This window comes from Gelidibacter sp. (assembly GCF_035515035.1).
Lineage (GTDB): Bacteria > Bacteroidota > Bacteroidia > Flavobacteriales > Flavobacteriaceae > Gelidibacter.
Map to the genome: position 1 here is coordinate 20318 of NZ_DATJCA010000155.1, position 20566 is coordinate 40883.

A 20566-nucleotide genomic window follows, 5' to 3' on the forward strand; every position below is an offset into this window, starting at 1 on the left:
CAGGCTGAAGTGGTATTTTCTTTAATTCAACTTTATTTTATGACGCAAAAATCCAAATAATAAAACTTAAATTTTATGATATTTGTCATTTGCGCTAAGAATGCGGCTCTGGGTATTGGGGGATTTCATCGCCAAGATTTCCATATAGCACCTTATTGACTGTTTTCCAATTCTTAACCGATTCTCTACTTTATTTCCCCCTCTACGTTGATGACATGTTCAATTTGCGGAGCATATTTTTTAATAGTCATTTCAACACCCGATTTTAAGGTCATTTGATTGACGGAACATCCTACACAAGCACCCTCCAATTGCACTCTTACCAAATTGTCATTTTCAATGGACAATAAAGCAATGTCACCACCATCACTTTGCAGAAATGGTCGAATTTCATCTAGTGCTTTCTCTACATTTAATCTAAGTTCTTCAGTTGTCATATTACGTATTTAAGGATGTTGACAATACCAAGAAATGGCATTGTTATTTATTTTTTAACTGCTGAACATCCAGCCATCGTTGTAATTTTGATAGCTTCTGTAGGCGGTAAATCGTCATTACGTCTCACTACTTCTTCCACAACGTTCTGGGTTAGTTTTTCAAAGGCTTTTTCCAAAGGCGTGGCCGTTTGCAAAGCTGCAGGACGCCCCACATCTCCGGCTTCACGGATGCTCTGTATCAACGGAATTTCGCCTAAAAATGGAACATCTAAATCTTGAGCCAAGTGTCTAGCCCCTTCTTTTCCGAAAATATAATATTTATTATCTGGCAATTCAGCAGGGGTAAAATAGGCCATATTTTCAATAATTCCTAACACCGGAACGTTAATGCTTTCTTGCTGAAACATGGCCACACCTTTCTTGGCATCAGCTAAAGCTACGTTTTGCGGCGTACTTACAATAACGGCACCTGTGATAGGTAAAGATTGCATGATACTTAAATGAATGTCTCCGGTTCCGGGAGGCAAATCAATGAGCATGAAGTCCAATTCACCCCAATGTGCATCAAAAATCATTTGGTTTAGTGCCTTTGCTGCCATTGGACCACGCCATACCACAGCTTGATTTGGCTGGGTGAAAAATCCGATGGACAATATCTTAACCCCATAGCTCTCTACAGGTTTCATTTTGGATTTACCATCGATGTTAACGGCTATTGGCTTTTCTAATTCCACATCAAACATGATCGGAATAGATGGCCCATAGATATCAGCATCTAGAATACCCACTTTAAAGCCCATTTTAGCTAAAGAAACCGCTAGGTTTGCCGTAACTGTAGATTTACCTACGCCTCCTTTACCGGAAGCAACTGCTATAATATTTTGAATCCCCGGAATGGCTTTCCCTTTGATGGTGTTCGCCGACGATTTTGGCGGGGCGTCCACTTTTATATTTACGGTGATTTTTGCCTTTTCGTAAACCTTATCATGAATGGCTTTCATGATTTCAACTTCAGTCTTCTTTTTCGCCTGAAGGGTTGGGTTGGATATAGTGATATCAACGATGACTTCGTCTGCAAAAGTAACGACGTTTTTCACTGCACCACTTTCCACCATGTTTTTACCTTCGCCAGGAACAGTAATACTTTCAAGCGCTTTAAGGATGTCTTGTTTATGTAATTTCATTGTTTTGAGATGCTAAAAAGAAAAAGAAAAAAGGCACTTAAACGCGTTCGTCTTTTATTCTCCTCTTATTTTATTAAGAATCATTCTAAAGTGCAAATATAATTAATAATGATGGAAGACGGAAGCTGGAAGCATGAAGATTTCAATGGCAGGATTGAAGTCGTCTATCACTAATTTTTATGTGATTATTTGTAAATTCCACAGAAATTTAAAAATAATAAGACAAAACCATATCGTATATTATTCGATTGAGAAGAATGCTATAATAATTTAATTTTGAGAAGTATGATCTAAAGCTCTTTACTTGGATCCCAAAAGATCTCATCTAAATTCTGGACTTGATTATCCCTTACAAGAACCCCCTCACTTTCCAAGAGTTGTTGCATTAAATTGGTGCCTTCAAAATGATGTTTGCCAGTAAGCAATCCCTTCCTATTGACCACGCGATGGGCCGGAACATCTTTACCAACCGAACCCTTTAATGCATAACCTACCATTCTTGCACTTTTTGCTGCGCCCAAAAAATTTGCAATAGCGCCAAAACTGGTTACACGACCATAGGGGATTTGCTTTGCGACCTCATAGACCTTTTCAAAAAAATTGAGGGTCTTTGTTTTCATAACGCCCTCAAAATATTAAATAGGGTGACTATGGCAATTATCCCTGTAATAGTCCCAATAATATAATTCATGTTTTTTTGGGAGGTGAGATTTTTGTTTTTTATTTTATCAAAAAAGAAAATATACATATACAACATAACAAAAGTCCCCATTACGGCACCGCCAACATAGGAAATAATCATCGGTCTATTAAACTCCAGCCATCCAAATGAGGCCAAGGTAACGGTCATATAGGCTTGATAAGGAATTGGAAATACATTAATGGCCGATAGGAACACGCCATGAAAAAAGCGACTGTGTTTGCTTCTCGATTGTGGTTCTACTTCAGTTTTTGAAGTCGCTTTTGCGATAAGGAGATAATAAACCGTAATCAGCACAAATATGACAAACGCCACACGCTGCAAGACTTTAACCACATCTAGATGATTAGATAAATATCGAGCGAACATGGCGGCAATATAGGTTTGTAAAAACACCACTACACAAACACCAACAGAAAACATTATGCCTCTTACATGCCCTTCTTTAAGACTTATTTTGGCAGCTGTCATATTCAATAATCCAGGAGGAATAACGCCGACAAGGGCGATGACCATTCCAAGTAAAAATATGACGGTAATGTTCAAGTTTATTTAATTTTAAATCTAATATAAGTAATTGCTTTGTTCTTTTCTAAATACTGACCTTCATAATAGGTCTGAATTTCTGTGACTTCTGCTGGACTGCCTTCTTGTTTATAAACATTATGGTTGGCATACAACACGTCATGACCGGCGCCATGAAGTAGACCTAAAGTATAGCCGTGCATAAATTCACTATCGGTTTTTAAGTGTACTACACCCTCGGGTTTGAGGATGGATTTATAGCGTTCTAAAAAAACAGCATTGGTCATTCGGTGCTTGGTACGCTTATATTTTATTTGAGGATCAGGAAAAGTAATCCATATTTCATCAACTTCATTTTTCCCAAAGGCATGGTCAATGAGCTCAATTTGGGTTCGCAAAAAAGCAACATTTGAAACCCCATCTTCTATAGCAGTTTTTGCACCTCTCCAAAATCGGGCACCTTTAATATCAATTCCAATGAAATTCTTATTTGGATATCTTGCTGCCAATCCAAGGGTATATTCTCCCTTTCCACAGCCCAATTCTAAAACCAAAGGTTGCTCGTTTTTAAAAACCTTAGCATTCCAAGAGCCTTTCAAATCAAAGTTATCATTGATCAATTCTTCTCGCGTTGGTTGATAAACGTTTGAAAAGGTTTCATTTTCCTTAAATCTTTTGAGTTTGTTTTTACTTCCCACTTTTCTTCTTTCTGGTTTCCTGCCTCCGCTATAACTACGAACAGGCAGACTTGTTTGTCGTTTCAGGTTGCGTGCTCTAAACACGCCAATCTTTTTAATAATTTGCAAAATTAATCAAATATATGAAAGCCATTAGTTCCTTATCTTTGAATGTTAAAAGATTCTTTTTGAATGGTTACTAAATTTGCACGGAGGCTGAAACGGCATTTTTATTTTATCTCTCCAAAAGTCTTTTAACCGTCTTATGTTTATTTGGCAAAGAAAGACCCGCCAGAACAAACTGACAGGTACAGTGCAAAACCCGACCGCCCAACTTGAGCTGGTCTAGAGAAGTGGTCGCAGCCTAATCAACATGAAAAAAAAGATATTAATTGCGCCTTTAAATTGGGGATTGGGTCATGCCACACGGTGCATCCCAATCATTGACGCTTTAGTACAGCACAATTTCATCCCAGTTCTTGCAAGTGATGGCGCAGCCCTATCCTTATTGACCAAAGAATTTCCTGATTTGGAAGCGTTGGAATTACCGTCCTATAATATTACCTATCCAAAAAAAGGCTATTTGTTAAAACTTAAGCTTTTTAGAGATTCACCTAAAATCATAAAGACGATACATGAAGAACAAAGGGCGATACAATCTATTGTAAAAAGACATACTATTGACGGCATTATTTCAGACAATAGATTTGGGGTTTATCATAACCAGTTACCATCAGTTTTTATAACGCATCAATTAAAGGTTTTAAGTGGAAATACCACTTGGCTCAGTACAAAGTTGCATCAAAAAACCATAAAACGATTTGATCAGTGCTGGATTCCTGATGTTTTGGGACCACCCAATCTAAGCGGAATGATGGGGCATATTGAAAACCCTGCGTTTAATATTGAATACATAGGCCCTTTAAGTCGATTTGAAAAAAAACCATGTGAGGCTGTCTACGATGTTATGGTATTATTGTCTGGTCCAGAGCCACAGCGGGAGATATTAGAGAAAAAGTTGTTAGAGGAGTTTAAAAATTACCGCGGAAAAATTCTCTTTGTAAGAGGTGTCTTAGAAGACAAACAATCAATTCAGGCAATTGGAAATCTCACTCTTTATAATTTTATGACCACTGAGCTGTTGGAAACGTCCCTAAATTCCAGTAGCTTAGTTATAGCCCGTTCTGGTTACACCACCATCATGGATTTGGCCAAATTGGGCAAACATGCCTTCTTTATTCCCACACCTGGACAATTTGAGCAAATATATTTGGCAAAAAGAATGCAGGAAAATAATATGGCGCCGTTTTGCAAACAGGACGATTTTAGTTTAGATAAACTTAAGGATACTTCTAAGTTCAAAGGCTTGAAAGCTTTTGAGGAGACCCCAAATTTTAAAGAATTATTTCATCTTTTCGAGGGTGAATGAAAATTCACTGCCAACGCTCAATTCACTTTCAACATATATTTTTTCATCATGCGCTTCAATGATATGTTTTACAATGGATAGCCCCAGTCCAGAACCACCTTCTTTACGCGAACCACTCTTGTCAATCCTATAAAAACGCTCAAAAAGCCGAGGAATATTAGCTTTTGCAATGCCTTCGCCATTGTCGGTCACTCTTACAATAACCTTGTTTTTAATCAAATTTTCAATGCTTATTTCGGTAGTTCCCTTGAATCTTCCATATTTGATGGAATTAACGACAAGATTGGTTAGCACTTGCCTGATCCGTTCCTTATCGGCTTTGACCATAATTGGATGGGGATACTGCATATCAAAAGTCAAGGTGATTTTTTTCTTTGCAGATTTCATTTCGAGCAAATCAAATACGCTTTCCACCAGTGCCACAATGTCAAAGGGTTCTATATTTAGACTTAAATCGCCTACCTCCAACTTGGTAATCATATCCAAATCCTGCACAATGTAGATCAAGCGCTCTACACCTTTATTGGCTCTTTCAAGATATTTTTCCCTAAGATTTTCATTATTCATGGCGCCGTCCAACAAGGTCAACACATAACCTTGAACGGTAAATAATGGTGTTTTCAATTCGTGAGAGATATTCCCCAAAAATTCCTTGCGGTACTCCTCCCTCACTTTGAGGGTTTCTATCTCTAGTTTTTTGTCCTGGGCAAATTTTTCGATCTCCTGAGTGAGGGTAGCCATATCGGTAGTTATGGGCTGTTTCCTTATCGAGGCCGATTCCAATAACGTTAAATCGTCATAGATTTTCTTGACTCTTCTATAAATAAATCGTTCCACACGATATTGGATGATGAAAAATGAAATAAAGTAAGTAATGACAGAGAAGCCTAAAATTGCCCAAACATTAAAAGATTGGGTAAGCAACGAAAATACTGTAATCAAAACCGTTAAAACCATAGTGATGTACAATGTGGTTTTAACAGCAAACTTATAGGACTTTCTGATCTCTTTTTTCTGCATTAGTCAACAAACTTATAGCCAACCCCTTTTACGGTCTTAAAGGAATCGTCACCAATCTTTTCGCGTAATTTTCTAATGTGCACGTCAATGGTTCGACCGCCTACAACAACGTCATTCCCCCATACTTTATTTAAAATCTCTTCGCGTTCAAATACTTTATTAGGCTTGGTTGCCAACAAAGACAATAATTCGAATTCCTTTCTTGGTAAGATGATTTCCTTGCCATGATGTGAAATTTTATACTCTTCTCTATTGATGATCAGGCCACCAATCTTAAGGACTTTTTGCGAAGGTCGCTCTTCGTTTAGTCGCCTGAGCAAGGCTTTGACTTTACTGGTCAGGACTTTGGGTTTTATCGGTTTGGTAATATAATCATCCGCCCCCGCATCAAATCCGGCCATTTGGGAATAATCCTCTCCACGCGCCGTCAAAAAAGTGATGATGGTATTGCCAAGCTCAGGAATTTTTCGAATTTGCTCACAGGCTTCAATTCCATCCATTTCTGGCATCATGACATCCATAATAATAAGATGTGGGCGTTCCTTCTTCGCTTTTTTTATAGCTTTGACACCATTATCCGCCGTGATGATTTGGTAGCCTTCCTCAGAAAGGTTGTATCCAATAATTTCCAATATGTCCGGTTCGTCATCAACTAATAGAATCTTTATATCCTTCTTTTTCATTAGGTGCTCATTCATAATTTATAGTGTAAAGATAAGGTTATAAGCAGAAACTTAAATAAAGCTGAGTATTGATAACACTAAAATAACCTTCAGAAAACAATCTTTTAACCTTTTGACGAAAACTTTAATTCTTTAACATACTTTTGGTATGGGATTTGCCATAGTTTTACTATCTTTAATACTGATTTCAGTTGATGAAAAACTACTTTTGCATGATGAAAAATTACTTTTACATTCTTTTCTTATTCTTCGGACTTGGCTTGGGCTTAACCACTGGTTATGCGCAAACGAATCCGCCTAGAACATTCATGTCTGCATCAGATGGCATCGTCGATTTGTCAATTTACCCAAATCCTGTCAGCAACGGTAAAATCTATATCACTACAAAAGAGAATTTGACCAAAAACGTTGAAATTTATGATGTATTGGGTAAAAAAATCATTTCTGAATCACTTTTCGGAAAAGAATTAAACATATCCAAATTGACTGCTGGCATCTATATTTTAAAGATTAAAGAAGGGAACAGTTCGGCCACCAGAAAACTAGTCGTAAGATAATACATACGCCCTATTTCAATAGTTTCCTCGATTCCTACAGATTCTTTTATCTATCCTCATGAATTTCCAATCTTATTTTGATCGAGGCACGGATTAATATTCCTCTATATTATGTAATGACTGCCTAGTTCTTCATGCGAAACGCACTATTTATTAGATAATTTAGAAATGACGGAACCAAACCCGTGAAAATATTGGAAAAGCCTTATTGTATTTGACTAAGGCTTTTTTATTTTCATATTTTTGTGACATGATAAGGATGAACACAATATTCAATATCCAAACCCAAGCCGAATTTGAATCTGCAAGTTTAGAAGTTTTTAAATTTCAGTTTGAGAACAATCGAGTGTATCGTTCTTTTTGCGATTTGCTATACATCCATTCAAGTGATGTTAAACGCATTGAGGACATACCGTTTTTTCCCATTCAATTCTTTAAATCACATGAGGTTTTGAGCAATACTCAGCCGGTTGAACACGTGTTTACAAGTTCAGGAACCACTGGCGCTTTAACCAGTAAACATCTCGTTACGGATATAAAAATTTATGAGGAAAGTTTCAGACGCGCCTTCGTCCATTTTTATGGTCCCATTGAAAATTATGTCATTTTGGCACTATTACCGTCCTATTTAGAACGTGAAGGTTCTTCATTAATATATATGGTGGAGGACATGATCAAACAATCTCAACATGCTGAAAGCGGATTTTACCTGCACAACCTTTCAGAATTAAAAAATATTTTAACAACCTTGGATAACCAAGGCAAAAAGGTGCTGCTTATTGGTGTTTCCTTTGCGTTATTGGATTTGGTGGAGGCTTATCAGTTCCAGCTAAAAAACACCATAATCATGGAAACTGGGGGCATGAAAGGAAGACGAAAAGAGTTGGTAAGAGAGGAACTGCATGACATTCTCAAAAAAGGTTTTGGAGTAAACAGTATCCATAGTGAATATGGAATGACCGAACTGTTGAGCCAAGCCTACTCAAAGGGCGATGGCATTTTTGAATGTCCTAAGTGGATGCAAATTCGAACCCGAGATCCTGAAGACGCTTTAACCATACTTCCCAAATACAGATCGGGAGGCATCAATGTTATTGATCTGGCCAACATCAATTCCTGTGCATTTATCGCGACTCAAGACCTAGGAAAGACCTTATCAGATAATCGTTTTGAAATTATTGGGCGCTTTGATAATTCCGACCTTAGAGGTTGTAACCTAATGGTTTTATAAAGTTTTGTTAAAGTAAATTTTCCATGTAATCAAACAGCATTTTATACGACCAAAGTCATACTCTAAAAAAACTGACTTTTGGGAAACCAAAAAAAGTGTTCTATAATTGAAAAAGAGAAGTTTTTAAGTTGATTGGTTGGTTTTTTAACGCCTGGGGAAGTTTACTTCAACAGGCGTTTTTTTTTTAGTGATGGCGACCTCCCCATTTTAAGTATTCAAATAGAAAAAAATAGAACTCTTTGGCAGCAGCTAGTCTTTTACAATCCCGAAGTCTGTCCACGTCTTCTTTTGGTCCTGGGTATGTTTCCGAATGGCTAAATTTTTCTCAAGAGCTTCTTGATTTACGTAACCACGGGAATGATCAAGATGTAAAACAACCGCACTATATCTGATTTGCTTACTTTTAATTCCGTTATTTACCAAGCGCTCTCCAAGTTCTCGATCTTCTCCACCGTATTGCATACGTTCGTCAAAACCATTGACATCTATAATGTCTTTCTTCCAACCTGATGAGTTATGGCCATTCCAACTCGCCTTGGTGGTCGTAAAAAAATTGAGAATTTTGGGATTTATAAATCCCGAATCGACTTTATTATTTTTAAAAGAAGGTTTCAAGCCCTTATTTTTTAACCAAGAAAGATTAAAACAATTTTCGGTATAGATATCGGTCTTTGTTATGGCCTTCGAAATAGCCATGGGCAACATAAAATAACCTCCAGACAGATAATAGCCCTCTTCTCTATATTTGACATGTTGTTCCACAAAATCTTTGCGTGGAATACAATCGCCATCGCTCATTATGATATATTCTGTGTTACATTTCAATATGGCTTTATTGAGGATCTTAGTTTTTTGAAACCCGTCGTCTTCATGCCAAACATGAATTATGGGATAAAAAACCTCTTCTTGAATATTTTTGAGCAATCGCCGCGTTTCATCGGTAGATCCATCATCAGCAATTATAACTTCAAAGTGTCTATAGGTTTGATTATTATAACCGTACAATACTTTTTCAAGCCAGTCTGGGGAATTATAAGTACTGATAATTATGGACGTATCGAGCTGTTTCATTGCTACAAATATAAAATTATTTTCGGAGTTGTCTCGGGTTTAAAAAAGTTGTAATTTCGAAATAAATAGTGTTGCCGCCATTAAATAAAAAATACGCATTCACAAAAATTCAATTTTAAAAGTCCCATACATCCATTGCCCATAATTATGCCAAAACTAACAGTAATCATTCCCACTTATAACGAAGAAGCCTATTTGGGAGATGCACTCTTCTCCGTTGCCTTTGCTGACGAAATCATTGTAGTTGATTCTTTTAGCACAGACAAAACACCGTTGATAGCCAAAGCCGGAGCCACAAAACTTCTAAATAGAAAATTTGATAATTTCTCCAATCAGAAGAATTATGCACTGCAATACGCTACTAATGACTGGGTTTTATTTCTTGATGCTGATGAACGTGTGACGCATTCATTAGAAGCTGAAATCCTGGCCACCATTAAAAATCCAAAGCACGCCGGATATAAAATAAATTTCCCGCATTTTTATATGAATCGTTTTCTATATCATCACAGTGATAATGTTTTGCGTCTTGTAAAACGAGAAGGCGCCCATTTTACGGGAACCGTACATGAAAAACTGCATTGTGTTGGAAGCGTTGGCAAGTTGAAAAATAAGATGTTGCATTTCACTTACAAAGGATTGGACAATTATCTCACTAAAAAAGAAAGCTATGCTTGGTTTCAGGCTGAAAATCTTTTTACGAAAAAGAAAAAAACAACGTGGTTCCATTTATTTTTCAAACCCTGGTATCGCTTTTTCAGTACCATCGTTTTGAAAGGTGGCTACCGAGATGGCATTCCAGGACTAGCGGTTGCGACAGTAGATGCTTACGGCGTGTTTCAACGCTACGCAAAACTAATGCTTTTACATAAAGGAATACGATAATATTCTTTTGAAAACAGCTATTATAATTACACAATTTTTTAAGCATACATGTTGAAATAGTCCGATTCATTCGACGTACTAGCCCAATCTCAATCTACTTAAAATTGAGCGTTTCACCATAAAAGTTCAATATTTATATTGATAAAATCACTATTTTCGTCCAAAATACTACCCGTTTTTGAAAACTCCTTATAAAATCTCCGCGCTTGTCATAACGAACAATAAAGGTCTAAACCTTGAGCCTTATTTAGAAAAGCTTTGGTTTGTGGATGAGATTATAATCGTGGATTCATTTAGTAGCGATCAAATAGCAGCATTAGCTTCCAAACACGAAAAAGTCACGGTGTATCAACGGGAATTCGATGATGTTTCTACTCAAAAAATCTATGCCCTCTCAAAAGCAAGAAATGATTGGGTAACCTTTTTTGATCTCGATGAGGAGGTCACAGAAGCTGTGGCGAAGGAGATTTTAAGCGTTTTTAACAAACCCGAAGCGATTGCCTTTTCTATAAAACGTAACCATCACTTCATGGGGAAAAGTATAAAATATAGCGGATTTCAAAACGATTATGTCATTCGTTTTTTTAATAAAAATAAGTGTCAAGTTGCTGCAGATGGCATCATTCAACTAATTGACGTTAAAGATAAAACCTCAAAATTAGCCCACAGCCTTCCGTACTTTCATTATAAAAGTTTAGATGAATATACCGGGGCGCTTCACCTGAAAAGTGAACTTGAAGCTAATGCACTTTACAAAAAAGGAAAGAAACCAAATCTATATGATTTTCTCTTCAAACCAAATTTTCGATTTTGGGATCAGTATCTATTCAAACTAGCAGTTCTGGATGGAAAAGAAGGGTTTATTCTGGCTTATATCAGTGCTTTTTCCGAATTTAAAAAATATTTGAACCTATGGCTTTTATACCGGAAAATTGAATAATTACTACTTTTAACCCATAGTTGTACACCATTATGAAAAACCTGCTTGCAAGCATTATTATTTTTGTGATTTTTAATACTTCTTTTGCTCAAAAAAGCGAAACTGATTTATTAAAAATCAAACTTAAGACGTATATAGCTCATAGCTGGGCAGTTGCTTAATTTAAAGTTAGTGCATATTTGCAAGTCCGCCAAATTTTTTAATTTGGCTTATTGAAAAGAAAAGGTAATAAGAAAATTAAAAAATTCGGCTCATGCTTAACCAAATAATTATCACTAATTTACACGCTACGAGCCATATACAAAACCGCTACCATTCATCGTGAAACACACTCAGATTAAAAAATAAAATATGAATAGCATAAGAATATTTGGTTTAATTATATTAATAATCGCAATCATTTTTCACTTTTCATTTGAAAATGACGGAATTGATTTTCTTACTGGACTTTTAATTGGTGGCGGAATTGCATTATTACTTATAGGAAAAGTAGGCAAACTAACAAAGTAATTGAATCAGAAATTTGATCACTGGAGATATTTGCTAATCGCTGCATAACAAAAATGCCATACACTTATGGTATGGCATTTTTCACATTAATAGGTTCAATCTTAATTAAGAATTTACTTTTAGGATATAAGTGTTTTTCTTACCTCTATTTAAAATGACGTATTTATCATTGATCAGATCCTCTGAAGTCAAGACATAATCTTCTGCTACTTTTTCCTTATTCACAGAAATTGAATTTTCTTTTAGCGCACGGCGAGCTTCTCCGTTAGAATTCAGGAAATTGGTTTTGGCCGAAAGTGCAGCAATCATATCCACACCTTCGTCAAACTCGGTTTTAGAGATTTCCGCTAGAGGCACACCTTCAAAAACTTCTAAAAACATTGCTTCATCTAGGGTTCTAATATCCTGTTTAAAACTATCACTAAACAATATATTTGAAGCTCTCTCAGCGTTTTCGAAATCTTCTTTAGAATGTACAAAAGTAGTGACTTCCTCTGCCAATCTCTTTTGTAAGATTCTTAAATGTGGTGCTTGTTTATGTTGTTCGATCAACTTTTCAATAGTTTCTCGATCTAAAAAAGTAAAAATTTTGATATATCTAACGGCATCTTCATCGCTTGTATTCAACCAATATTGGTAGAATTTATAGACCGAAGTTTTATCAGCATCCAACCAAATGTTTCCACCTTCACTCTTACCAAACTTAGTACCGTCTGCTTTGGTAATCAATGGACAGGTCATTGCGTAAGCTTTAGCATCTTGGCCAACATTCATACGTCTTACCAACTCCGTTCCTGTGGTAATATTTCCCCATTGGTCACTGCCTCCCATTTGTAACAGAATATTATGATGCTTGTGCAGATGATAAAAGTCGTAACCTTGAATCAATTGGTAGGTAAATTCAGTAAAGGACATCCCTACACTGCCCTCTTCGCCTGAAAATCGTTTCTTTACAGAGTCTTTAGACATCATATAGTTGACCGTAATACGCTTGCCCACATCCCTTGCAAAATCGATGAATGAAAAATCTTTCATCCAATCGTAGTTATTTACCAAAACAGGAGCATTCTTAGCGGTCGAATTGAAATCCAAAAACCGGGACAATACTGATTTTATACCCGCCACATTCTTCGCCAAAGCAGCTTCATCCAACAAATTTCGCTCATCACTTTTCCCTGAAGGATCACCAATCATTCCCGTAGCACCTCCTACCAACGCATAAGGTTTGTGTCCAGCTTTTTCCAAATGGACCAAAAGGATGATAGGCACCAAACTGCCTATATGTAACGAATCTGATGTAGGATCAAAGCCAATATAAGCACTGGTCATTTCTTTACTGAGCTGCTCTTCAGTGCCAGGCATGATATCGTGGACCATTCCTCTCCAACGTAAATCTTCTACAAAAGGGTTTGTCATGAGTTTTGAGATTAATTTTATAAATTTTCTGCAAAGATAAACATCAAAGGAGAATTAGGGATTAATATCTAATAATTCTTTATTTTAGTCGCATGATATTAGTCACAGGAGGTACAGGTTTGGTGGGCTCTCATTTGCTCTACAACCTACTAAAAAACAACGAAAAGGTTAAAGCAATTTACCGAAGAAAACATAAATTGGAATTGGTAAAAAAGGTCTTCGCCTATTATTCCGCCGATTTTGAATCGCTATACCAAAAAATTGAATGGATAAACGCCGATATTACGGATGTTCCTTCACTACAAATTGCCTTTGAAAATATAAATTATGTTTACCACTGTGCGGCGTTTGTAAGTTTTGAACCTGACAAATACCATCAATTGCGTAAAATCAATATTGAAGGCACTGCAAATGTGGTCAATTTATGCATCTCCCATCAGGTTGAAAAATTATGTTATGTAAGCTCTATTGCTACAATTGGCCATCACCAAGATCCGCAGCAATTAATTACAGAAGACACTAACTGGAACCAAGATGATGACAATAGTGTGTATGCCATTACTAAATATGGCGCTGAAATTGAAGTTTGGAGAGGCACTCAGGAAGGTCTTGATGCTGTTATTTTAAACCCTGGAATTATTATTGGTCCGGGATTATGGAACAGCGGTGGTAGCAGTAGTTTGATCAAGAAAATTTATAAAGGCATGCCTTATTATACCACGGGAGTTACGGCTTATGTAGATGTCGACGACGTGGTTAGAGCGATGGTATTATTGATGAAAAGCCCCATTAAAAATGAACGTTTTATTGTCATCTCAGAGAATTTAACATTTAAGGAATTTCAACATCAAACCGCTTTAGCACTAGGTGTAAAGCCAGCATCAAAAGAAGCCACACCTCTAATTCTTGGGATAGGATGGCGATTGGATTGGCTAAATCGGTTATTCACAGGAAAATGTAGAAGACTGTCCAGACAAATGACTAAGAGCGCCGCGAGCATTACAAAATATGACGCTTCAAAATTAAAAAATGCTTTAGGATTTGAATTTAAACCTATGCAGCTTTCTATTGAAGAAACCTGTAAATTGTTCTTGGAAGATTTGAAAAAGGAACCCTAATCTATGGAATCGATTTCTATGGTCCTGATGGTATCTTTTACTATTTTATTCACTTTTTTACTGACTTTTCTAATGGAGTCTTTAGCTTGCTGCTCTTCTTTAGTCAGTTTTTCGTAAAGGACTTTATCTTTTTCAAGAGCAGCTTTCACCTTTTCCACAAGCTCAGAATAAACCTTAGTATCGTAGGCATAGTAAGTATTGCTCTCCGCAAATTGCAAACTGTCAATACCATGTTTTTTATAGACATACTCCAAAGGCATAATCCCGTTCAGTTCCAACACTTTTTTGTTGACGCCTTTTGCTGCATTAAGAATATATAAGTCATACATGATGGCTGACATTTTATCCGTAGAAATCAAGTCTTTCGGCTTTTTAGGTCGATTAATGCTATTGCAACCAAAAAAAGAAATAAGGATTAAGATGTAAAAAAAGTGTTTCATCTGTCAAAAGTTAATCGTTTTCCTGCTTTAACATCCAAAACTTTGAAGTTCTTATACACTAAAGCGCCATTGACAAAAGTATGGGTTATTCTCGACTTGAACGACACATTTTCAAATGGAGACCATCCACATTTATATAGGATATTATCTTTATTTACTGTCCACGGACTATTGATGTCCACAATGGCCAAATCCGCATAATATCCAGGTTTGATATAACCTCGTTTCTCAATTTGAAATAGGATGGCAGGATTATGGCACATTTTTTCAGCAATTTTCTCTAAACTTATTTTATCCTTATGATAGGCTTCAATCATGGCAACCAAAGCATGTTGTACCAAAGGACCTCCAGAAGGCGCCTCGGTGTAAACATTTTGTTTTTCCTTTAAGGTATGCGGTGCATGGTCTGTAGCAATAACATCAATGCGGTCATCCAAAAGTGCTTTCCACAGTTCTTCACGATCATCTGCCGTCTTTACAGCGGGATTCCATTTGATAAGGGTTCCTTTTTTCTTATAATCCTCGTCACTGAACCACAAATGGTGAATGCACACTTCCGCAGTGATTTTCTTATCCTTTAGCGGAACTTTATTCGTAAGTAACTTGGTCTCTTTGGCAGTAGACACGTGAAATACGTGTAAACGTGCGCCTGTTTTTTTAGCTAATTGAATAGCTTTAGACGATGAGATATAACACGCCTCTTCACTTCTGATAATGGGATGGCATTCCATAGGAATATCATTTCCGTATTTTTGGATATGCTCTGCAAGATTATGTTTAATGGTGGCCTCATCCTCACAATGCACAGAAATCAACAAATCTGTACTTTTAAAGATTTTCTCCAAAACCTCCGTATTATCCACCAACATATCTCCAGTAGATGATCCTAAAAACAACTTCAAACCCGCCACATTTTTGGAATCTACCTTTAATATCTCATCCAAATTGGTATTGGTGCCACCAAACATAAATGAGTAATTGGCGTATGATGTATGTGCAGCAATTTCAAACTTTTCTTCCAGCTTTTCAATGGTTGTAGTTTGTGGAGAGGTATTCGGCATTTCAATAAACGAGGTAATTCCACCAGCAACCGCGGCTTTAGACTCTGATGCAATAGTTGCTTTATGCGTCAACCCAGGTTCTCTAAAATGGACCTGATCATCTATCACTCCCGGAAAGACGTAGCTACCTTCAACGTCAACTACCATGACATCCGAAGTTTTCGCGCTTATGGAGTCAGCAACCTCTTTTATAAATTCTCCTTCTATTAAGATATCACCTTCAAAAATGCGTCCTTCGTTAACAATCTTTGCATTTTTAATAAGTACGGTCTTTACTTTCATATCATTTACCAAATAGGCTTTTTAATTTCATATTTATAACTCCAAAAACAGCTTCAGAAATAATACCTCCGCTCATTTTCGATTTTCCTCTTGCTCGATCTGTAAATATCACCGGGACTTCCACTATATTAAAACCTTTTAAGTGGGCTTTAAATTTCATTTCTATCTGAAACGCATACCCCACAAATTTAATGGCATCTAAATTTATAGTTTCCAATACTATTCTTTTATAACACACAAACCCTGCGGTGGTATCCTGAATATCCATTCTCGTAATAAATCGCACATATTTTGATGCAAAATACGACAATAGTATTCTGTTCATAGGCCAATTGACCACGTTTACCCCTGTGATATATCGTGAACCAATGGCAACATCAGCCCCTCCCGTGGCGCAGGCCTGATACAGTTTTACCAAATCGTCAGGATTATGTGAAAAATCGGCATCCATTTCAAAAATATAGTCATATTTTCTTTCCAAACACCACTTAAACCCGTCAATATAGGCGGTTCCCAATCCAGTCTTATTCTTTCGTTGGAGCAAATACAAACGGTCTGGAAACTCAGTCTGCAAGGACTTTACTTTCTCTGCAGTCAAATCAGGTGAGTTGTCATCTACTACAAGAACATCAAAAGCTTTATCTTGGGCAAAAACCGCAATGATAATAGCTTCAATGTTTTCAATTTCATTGTAGGTTGGAATGATGACAATAGCGTCTTTCATTGGTGAAAATTTTAGCAAAAGTAAGTTTTTTTAAAAGATTAATTTTATTGAAATGAACAGATAAAATTTTCTTTATAATTTAGCGGCATGATAAGAGAGATAGTATCTTATGAATGGTTCACCATTTTTATGGTTTTGGGATTGGTTTTCATTACCCTTGCGAAGGTATTATTCACAAATCGATTTTTGGATTTTATCGGTGTTTTTGGCAACTCCAAATACCTAAAAATTTATACTAAAGATCAAAAATTTATAGATGTTTTTGATGGGCTCTTATTTTTCAACTTAGTTATCTCACTTTCCATTTTTGGATACCTCTCTTTTCTTACACTACAACCGGACCAAACTTTCGAGCTTAATGTGTTTTTGAAAATTATTTTCGGAATAGCGACATTAGGAGTGATAAAAATTTTTGTAGAACGACTTATAGGCAGCCTGTTTGAAATAGACAAAGTGATCGATTCTTACCTGTTTCAGAAAACAAGTTATAAAAACTATAGTGGTTTTGTCCTTTTACTCCTTAACGCCCTGTTATTATACACTATAAACCCATCCAAGAACACTATTCTTGCAGTACTTATAGTGTTGGCACTAATAAACCTGATCGGATTTGTAACTTCGTTTAAAATTCATCAAAAGACTGTGTTAGACAACATATTCTATTTTATTTTGTATCTTTGCGCACTTGAAATTGGGCCCTATCTGATTTTATATAAAATAATTGTAGAGTATAAAGCTTAAAACAACCGCAAGCCTATGAAAGTGAAAACAATTTTAGTGTCACAACCTGAACCTAAAATCGAAAATTCGCCTTACTTTGATCTCCAGGAAAAACAAAAAGTTAAAATTGACTTCCGGCCCTTCATACATGTTGAAGGTCTTGGAGCCAAAGATGTAAGACAGCAAAAAGTTGATCTCACACAATATTCTGCTATCATTTTGACCAGTAGAAACTCAGTAGATCATTTTTTTAGAGTAGCAGATGAAATGCGTTTCAAAGTGCCTGATACTTTAAAATATTTTTGTCAAAGTGAAGCCGTAGCTTTCTATCTGCAAAAATATGTCGTGTATAGAAAACGGAAGATTTATGTTGGAAAACGCAACTTTGAAGATCTTTCTCCTTTGATCAAGAAATACAAAGACGAAACGTTCTTGTTGCCAACTACCGATAAATTAAATGATGATGTTCCTGAACTCTTGAATAGTTTAAATATTCAGTGGAAAGAAGCCATCTTTTACAAAACGGTTATTAGTGACTTATCGGATCTTGCAGATGTTTTTTATGATATTTTAGTGTTTTTCAGTCCTTCAGGTATTGAATCACTATTCCATAATTTCCCTGACTTTAAGCAAAACTCCACGCGTATTGCTGTTTTTGGAAACACAACTGCAAAGGCTGTTGAAGATCACGGTTTAAGAGTCGACATTTTAGCCCCTACTCCAGAAACTCCATCTATGACAATGGCTTTAGAGAAATATATTGAAAAAGTAAATAGAGGAAAATAAACGCTCTACTTTAATAAACTAAAAAAGGCGATTCATTTATTTGAATCGCCTTTTTTGTTGTTATAACATCTCTAATTTAAAAGGTGTAGCGCTGCGGACCACCTCTTCTAATTTCTTCACTTGCGAAGCTCTCAAATTTCTTAAAATTCTCTCTAAAGGCATTTGTCAATTTAAAAGCCGCTGTATAATAGGCTTCATCATTGTTCCAGGTTGTTCTTGGGCTCAGCACTTCAGAAGGTACACCTGGACAAGATCTTGGTTGTGCCACTCCAAAAACGGAATGAATGTGGTAATGGTCATAATCATAAAGTCCTAAATCACCATTCAGTACTGCATTGATCATTGCTCTGGTATATTTCAATTTCATTCGGGTGCCAACGCCGTATGGACCGCCTGTCCAACCTGTATTAACCAACCACACATTGACCCCAGTTTCTTTCATTTTAGTACTTAACATTTCGGCATACTTGGCAGGATGCAAAGGCATAAAAGGCGCACCAAAACACGCTGAGAAATTTGGTGTAGGCTCAACAACACCAGCTTCAGTTCCGGCAACTTTTGCGGTATACCCTGAAATAAAATGATAGGCTGCTTGGCTAGGTGTCAGTTTTGAAATTGGAGGTAAAACTCCAAACGCATCTGCTGTTAAAAAGAAAATATTCTTAGGATTTTTACCAATCGAAGGCACCGCGATATTTTCAATATGCTCAATTGGGTAACTTACTCGGGTATTTTGTGTAATGGACACATCATCAAAATCGACATTTCCATTAGCATCCAAAATAACATTTTCTAAGATGGCACCTTTCTTAATGGCTTTAAATATATCAGGCTCATTTTCTTGACAAAGATTGATAACTTTCGCATAACAGCCGCCTTCAAAATTGAACACAGTGTTCTCTTTCGTCCAACCGTGTTCATCATCGCCTATCAATCGTCTTTCAGGATCGGCAGATAAAGTCGTTTTTCCTGTTCCCGATAATCCGAAGAAAATAGCAGTATCATCATCTTTTCCTATGTTTGCACTACAGTGCATTGGCAAAGTGTCCTTAAATACTGGTAGGATAAAGTTGAGGGCAGAAAAAATTCCTTTTTTAATTTCTCCTGTGTAACCCGTTCCACCAATAAGAGCAATTTTTCGGGTAAAGTCTAAAATAGCAAAGTTGTGTTGGCGTGTCCCATCAATTGCTGGATCTGCCATAAATCCAGGTGCGTTAACAATAGTCCATTCAGGAGAAAAGTTCTTTAATTCCTCCTCGGTTGGTCTCAAAAACATGTTGTTGGCAAATTGATTGCTCCAGGCATACTCCGTAATCGTTCTAATATTCAATTTGTAATTTGGATCAGCGCAAGCATAGCTGTCCCTTACAAATACTTCTTTTCCTGAAAGATAATCAGTTACTTTATCATATAATTTTTGAAAATCGTTGGAGTCAAAAGGAATGTTGACATTTCCCCACCATACGCGATCTTTAGTAACCTCATCTTTAACAATGAACCTGTCCAATGGAGAACGTCCTGTGAATTCTCCCGTGTTAACCGCCAAGGCGCCAGAGGATGCTTCTACGCCCTGCCCTTTGGCAATAGTAATTTCATGAAGTTTTTCTGAAGGAAGCTGGTAATGTACTTCGGCATTTTTAATACCGTACTCATCTAACGAAATCGATTTCGTTGTTTGGGTGTAATTGGCCATAATAATATTGTGTTGTTTGTACTGCAAAATTAAACATTATTTTAAAGTGGGCACCTATTTTCAGGAATTATCCCGCTTTAGTTTTAAAAAGTTTATCAACATTAAAACCCAAGCACTAATAAGCAGTAATCCGCCAATAGGCGTTATAAAACCGATAGTTTTAAAGTTAATTCCGGTGATGTCCATAGTGGATAGACCATAGATGGAACCTGAAAAAAATAGGAGACCTATCACTACTAGGTAATAAATAATTTTTTTTGATTTGTCCTTTAAAAATGTCGTTCCTCCAATAAATAATAACAGAATGGCATGATACATTTGATACCGCACCCCTGTTTCAAAGGTCTGTTGTGCTTCAATAGAGAGCATTTCCTTTAAACCATGCGCGGCAAAAGCACCTAGTGCAATGGCAATAATTCCCAAGATTGCTGCGGTAATAAAAATCGTTCTGTTCATTATATTTATATTTTTGGTTTC

Annotated in this window: 23 protein-coding genes; 9 read left to right on the plus strand and 14 right to left on the minus strand. The window is 36.6% G+C overall.

The features are described from left to right. Window positions 1–185: 185 nt before the first annotated feature. From VLZ86_RS12805 to trmB, 5 genes are all read right to left on the minus strand, one after another. A complete protein-coding gene (locus VLZ86_RS12805) occupies window positions 186–437 on the minus strand; it encodes a NifU family protein (RefSeq protein ID WP_129015277.1) in 252 nt (83 codons plus the stop codon). A 47-nt stretch (window positions 438–484) separates the two neighbouring features. Next, window positions 485–1621, minus strand: a complete 1137-nt coding sequence (locus VLZ86_RS12810; protein ID WP_325451947.1) for an Mrp/NBP35 family ATP-binding protein — start codon at window positions 1619–1621, stop codon at window positions 485–487. 290 nt (window positions 1622–1911) lie between these two features. Continuing rightward, window positions 1912–2241 (minus strand): MGMT family protein, encoded by a 330-nt coding sequence (locus VLZ86_RS12815; protein ID WP_325451949.1) that lies wholly within the window; start codon window positions 2239–2241, stop codon window positions 1912–1914. Further along, on the minus strand, window positions 2238–2867 hold the full coding sequence (locus VLZ86_RS12820) for a LysE family transporter (RefSeq protein WP_325451951.1): 630 nt from the start codon (window positions 2865–2867) through the stop codon (window positions 2238–2240). Before VLZ86_RS12820 ends, VLZ86_RS12815 begins: the two co-directional genes overlap by 4 nt. A gap of 2 nt (window positions 2868–2869) precedes the next feature. Continuing rightward, window positions 2870–3544, minus strand: coding sequence for a tRNA (guanosine(46)-N7)-methyltransferase TrmB (trmB, locus tag VLZ86_RS12825; protein ID WP_325452012.1), 675 nt, complete (start codon window positions 3542–3544; stop codon window positions 2870–2872). Window positions 3545–3896: 352 nt separating this feature from the next. Here trmB and VLZ86_RS12830 point away from each other — a divergent pair, with 352 nt between their 5' ends. Then, complete coding sequence (locus VLZ86_RS12830; RefSeq protein ID WP_325451953.1) at window positions 3897–4952, plus strand: glycosyltransferase family protein; 1056 nt, start codon at window positions 3897–3899, stop codon at window positions 4950–4952. Here the strand turns inward: VLZ86_RS12830 and VLZ86_RS12835 are convergent. Both VLZ86_RS12835 and VLZ86_RS12840 read right to left on the minus strand, forming a co-directional pair. Continuing rightward, a complete protein-coding gene (locus VLZ86_RS12835) occupies window positions 4926–5972 on the minus strand; it encodes a sensor histidine kinase (protein WP_325451955.1) in 1047 nt (348 codons plus the stop codon). The two genes, VLZ86_RS12830 and VLZ86_RS12835, sit on opposite strands and share 27 nt — an antisense overlap. Then, the gene (locus VLZ86_RS12840; RefSeq protein ID WP_325451957.1) at window positions 5972–6655 is read right to left on the minus strand and encodes a response regulator transcription factor; all 684 of its coding nucleotides are present in this window, start codon (window positions 6653–6655) and stop codon (window positions 5972–5974) included. Before VLZ86_RS12840 ends, VLZ86_RS12835 begins: the two co-directional genes overlap by 1 nt. 212 nt (window positions 6656–6867) lie before the next feature. Here VLZ86_RS12840 and VLZ86_RS12845 point away from each other — a divergent pair, with 212 nt between their 5' ends. Next, window positions 6868–7212: a T9SS type A sorting domain-containing protein gene (locus VLZ86_RS12845; protein WP_325451959.1), complete on the plus strand. Its 345-nt coding sequence runs from the start codon at window positions 6868–6870 to the stop codon at window positions 7210–7212. Between the two features lie 250 nt (window positions 7213–7462). Beyond that, window positions 7463–8443 carry an acyl transferase gene (locus tag VLZ86_RS12850; RefSeq protein WP_325451961.1) on the plus strand — a complete coding sequence of 327 codons (981 nt, stop codon included), beginning with the start codon at window positions 7463–7465 and terminating at the stop codon, window positions 8441–8443. Window positions 8444–8692: 249 nt separating this feature from the next. Here the strand turns inward: VLZ86_RS12850 and VLZ86_RS12855 are convergent, their stop codons facing one another. Then, on the minus strand, window positions 8693–9514 hold the full coding sequence (locus tag VLZ86_RS12855; RefSeq protein ID WP_325451963.1) for a glycosyltransferase family 2 protein: 822 nt from the start codon (window positions 9512–9514) through the stop codon (window positions 8693–8695). A 147-nt stretch (window positions 9515–9661) separates the two neighbouring features. Between VLZ86_RS12855 and VLZ86_RS12860 the strand changes: the two genes are divergently transcribed. The 3 genes from VLZ86_RS12860 to VLZ86_RS12870 all read left to right on the plus strand — a co-directional run bounded on the left by VLZ86_RS12860 (window position 9662) and on the right by VLZ86_RS12870 (window position 11849). After that, the gene (locus tag VLZ86_RS12860; RefSeq protein WP_325451965.1) at window positions 9662–10399 is read left to right on the plus strand and encodes a glycosyltransferase family 2 protein; all 738 of its coding nucleotides are present in this window, start codon (window positions 9662–9664) and stop codon (window positions 10397–10399) included. 178 nt (window positions 10400–10577) lie between these two features. Next, on the plus strand, window positions 10578–11339 hold the full coding sequence (locus VLZ86_RS12865; protein ID WP_325451967.1) for a glycosyltransferase family 2 protein: 762 nt from the start codon (window positions 10578–10580) through the stop codon (window positions 11337–11339). A gap of 351 nt (window positions 11340–11690) precedes the next feature. Further along, window positions 11691–11849: a hypothetical protein gene (locus VLZ86_RS12870; RefSeq protein ID WP_325451969.1), complete on the plus strand. Its 159-nt coding sequence runs from the start codon at window positions 11691–11693 to the stop codon at window positions 11847–11849. A gap of 105 nt (window positions 11850–11954) precedes the next feature. Here VLZ86_RS12870 and tyrS read toward each other — a convergent pair whose 3' ends face one another. Beyond that, window positions 11955–13265, minus strand: coding sequence for a tyrosine--tRNA ligase (tyrS, locus tag VLZ86_RS12875; protein ID WP_325451971.1), 1311 nt, complete (start codon window positions 13263–13265; stop codon window positions 11955–11957). Between the two features lie 92 nt (window positions 13266–13357). On the opposite strand from tyrS, the gene VLZ86_RS12880 reads away from it, so the two are divergent. Further along, complete coding sequence (locus VLZ86_RS12880; protein WP_325451973.1) at window positions 13358–14383, plus strand: NAD-dependent epimerase/dehydratase family protein; 1026 nt, start codon at window positions 13358–13360, stop codon at window positions 14381–14383. Here the strand turns inward: VLZ86_RS12880 and VLZ86_RS12885 are convergent. Genes VLZ86_RS12885 through VLZ86_RS12895 form a run of 3 tightly spaced genes read right to left on the minus strand, consistent with a single transcriptional unit; the run spans window position 14380 to window position 16890 of the window. After that, window positions 14380–14823, minus strand: coding sequence for a DUF4296 domain-containing protein (locus VLZ86_RS12885; protein ID WP_325451975.1), 444 nt, complete (start codon window positions 14821–14823; stop codon window positions 14380–14382). The genes VLZ86_RS12880 and VLZ86_RS12885 overlap by 4 nt on opposite strands. Further along, a complete protein-coding gene (locus VLZ86_RS12890; protein ID WP_325451977.1) occupies window positions 14820–16166 on the minus strand; it encodes a dihydroorotase in 1347 nt (448 codons plus the stop codon). Before VLZ86_RS12890 ends, VLZ86_RS12885 begins: the two co-directional genes overlap by 4 nt. Before the next feature lies 1 nt (window position 16167). Further along, on the minus strand, window positions 16168–16890 hold the full coding sequence (locus VLZ86_RS12895) for a polyprenol monophosphomannose synthase (RefSeq protein WP_325451979.1): 723 nt from the start codon (window positions 16888–16890) through the stop codon (window positions 16168–16170). 87 nt (window positions 16891–16977) lie between these two features. Here VLZ86_RS12895 and VLZ86_RS12900 point away from each other — a divergent pair, with 87 nt between their 5' ends. Together VLZ86_RS12900 and VLZ86_RS12905 are read left to right on the plus strand one after the other, a co-directional pair. Beyond that, on the plus strand, window positions 16978–17631 hold the full coding sequence (locus VLZ86_RS12900; protein ID WP_325451981.1) for a DUF4271 domain-containing protein: 654 nt from the start codon (window positions 16978–16980) through the stop codon (window positions 17629–17631). Between the two features lie 15 nt (window positions 17632–17646). Next, a complete protein-coding gene (locus tag VLZ86_RS12905) occupies window positions 17647–18396 on the plus strand; it encodes a uroporphyrinogen-III synthase (RefSeq protein WP_325451983.1) in 750 nt (249 codons plus the stop codon). A gap of 76 nt (window positions 18397–18472) precedes the next feature. Here VLZ86_RS12905 and pckA read toward each other — a convergent pair whose 3' ends face one another. Both pckA and VLZ86_RS12915 read right to left on the minus strand, forming a co-directional pair. After that, a complete protein-coding gene (gene pckA / locus VLZ86_RS12910; RefSeq protein WP_325452013.1) occupies window positions 18473–20089 on the minus strand; it encodes a phosphoenolpyruvate carboxykinase (ATP) in 1617 nt (538 codons plus the stop codon). 60 nt (window positions 20090–20149) lie between these two features. After that, window positions 20150–20545 (minus strand): DUF423 domain-containing protein, encoded by a 396-nt coding sequence (locus tag VLZ86_RS12915; protein WP_325451985.1) that lies wholly within the window; start codon window positions 20543–20545, stop codon window positions 20150–20152. Window positions 20546–20566 lie beyond the last annotated feature (21 nt).

Coding starts and splice junctions, on each gene's coding strand:
- VLZ86_RS12870 (WP_325451969.1), top strand. CDS start 11,691: ATGAATAGCATAAGAATATTTGGTTTAATTATATTAATAATCGCAATC.
- VLZ86_RS12815 (WP_325451949.1), bottom strand. CDS start 2,241: ATGAAAACAAAGACCCTCAATTTTTTTGAAAAGGTCTATGAGGTCGCA.
- pckA (WP_325452013.1), bottom strand. CDS start 20,089: ATGGCCAATTACACCCAAACAACGAAATCGATTTCGTTAGATGAGTAC.
- VLZ86_RS12885 (WP_325451975.1), bottom strand. CDS start 14,823: ATGAAACACTTTTTTTACATCTTAATCCTTATTTCTTTTTTTGGTTGC.
- VLZ86_RS12860 (WP_325451965.1), top strand. CDS start 9,662: ATGCCAAAACTAACAGTAATCATTCCCACTTATAACGAAGAAGCCTAT.
- VLZ86_RS12805 (WP_129015277.1), bottom strand. CDS start 437: ATGACAACTGAAGAACTTAGATTAAATGTAGAGAAAGCACTAGATGAA.
- VLZ86_RS12845 (WP_325451959.1), top strand. CDS start 6,868: ATGATGAAAAATTACTTTTACATTCTTTTCTTATTCTTCGGACTTGGC.
- VLZ86_RS12850 (WP_325451961.1), top strand. CDS start 7,463: ATGATAAGGATGAACACAATATTCAATATCCAAACCCAAGCCGAATTT.
- VLZ86_RS12895 (WP_325451979.1), bottom strand. CDS start 16,890: ATGAAAGACGCTATTGTCATCATTCCAACCTACAATGAAATTGAAAAC.
- VLZ86_RS12855 (WP_325451963.1), bottom strand. CDS start 9,514: ATGAAACAGCTCGATACGTCCATAATTATCAGTACTTATAATTCCCCA.
- VLZ86_RS12905 (WP_325451983.1), top strand. CDS start 17,647: ATGAAAGTGAAAACAATTTTAGTGTCACAACCTGAACCTAAAATCGAA.
- VLZ86_RS12810 (WP_325451947.1), bottom strand. CDS start 1,621: ATGAAATTACATAAACAAGACATCCTTAAAGCGCTTGAAAGTATTACT.
- VLZ86_RS12890 (WP_325451977.1), bottom strand. CDS start 16,166: ATGAAAGTAAAGACCGTACTTATTAAAAATGCAAAGATTGTTAACGAA.
- VLZ86_RS12830 (WP_325451953.1), top strand. CDS start 3,897: ATGAAAAAAAAGATATTAATTGCGCCTTTAAATTGGGGATTGGGTCAT.
- VLZ86_RS12840 (WP_325451957.1), bottom strand. CDS start 6,655: ATGAAAAAGAAGGATATAAAGATTCTATTAGTTGATGACGAACCGGAC.
- VLZ86_RS12915 (WP_325451985.1), bottom strand. CDS start 20,545: ATGAACAGAACGATTTTTATTACCGCAGCAATCTTGGGAATTATTGCC.
- VLZ86_RS12835 (WP_325451955.1), bottom strand. CDS start 5,972: ATGCAGAAAAAAGAGATCAGAAAGTCCTATAAGTTTGCTGTTAAAACC.
- tyrS (WP_325451971.1), bottom strand. CDS start 13,265: ATGACAAACCCTTTTGTAGAAGATTTACGTTGGAGAGGAATGGTCCAC.
- VLZ86_RS12880 (WP_325451973.1), top strand. CDS start 13,358: ATGATATTAGTCACAGGAGGTACAGGTTTGGTGGGCTCTCATTTGCTC.
- VLZ86_RS12900 (WP_325451981.1), top strand. CDS start 16,978: ATGATAAGAGAGATAGTATCTTATGAATGGTTCACCATTTTTATGGTT.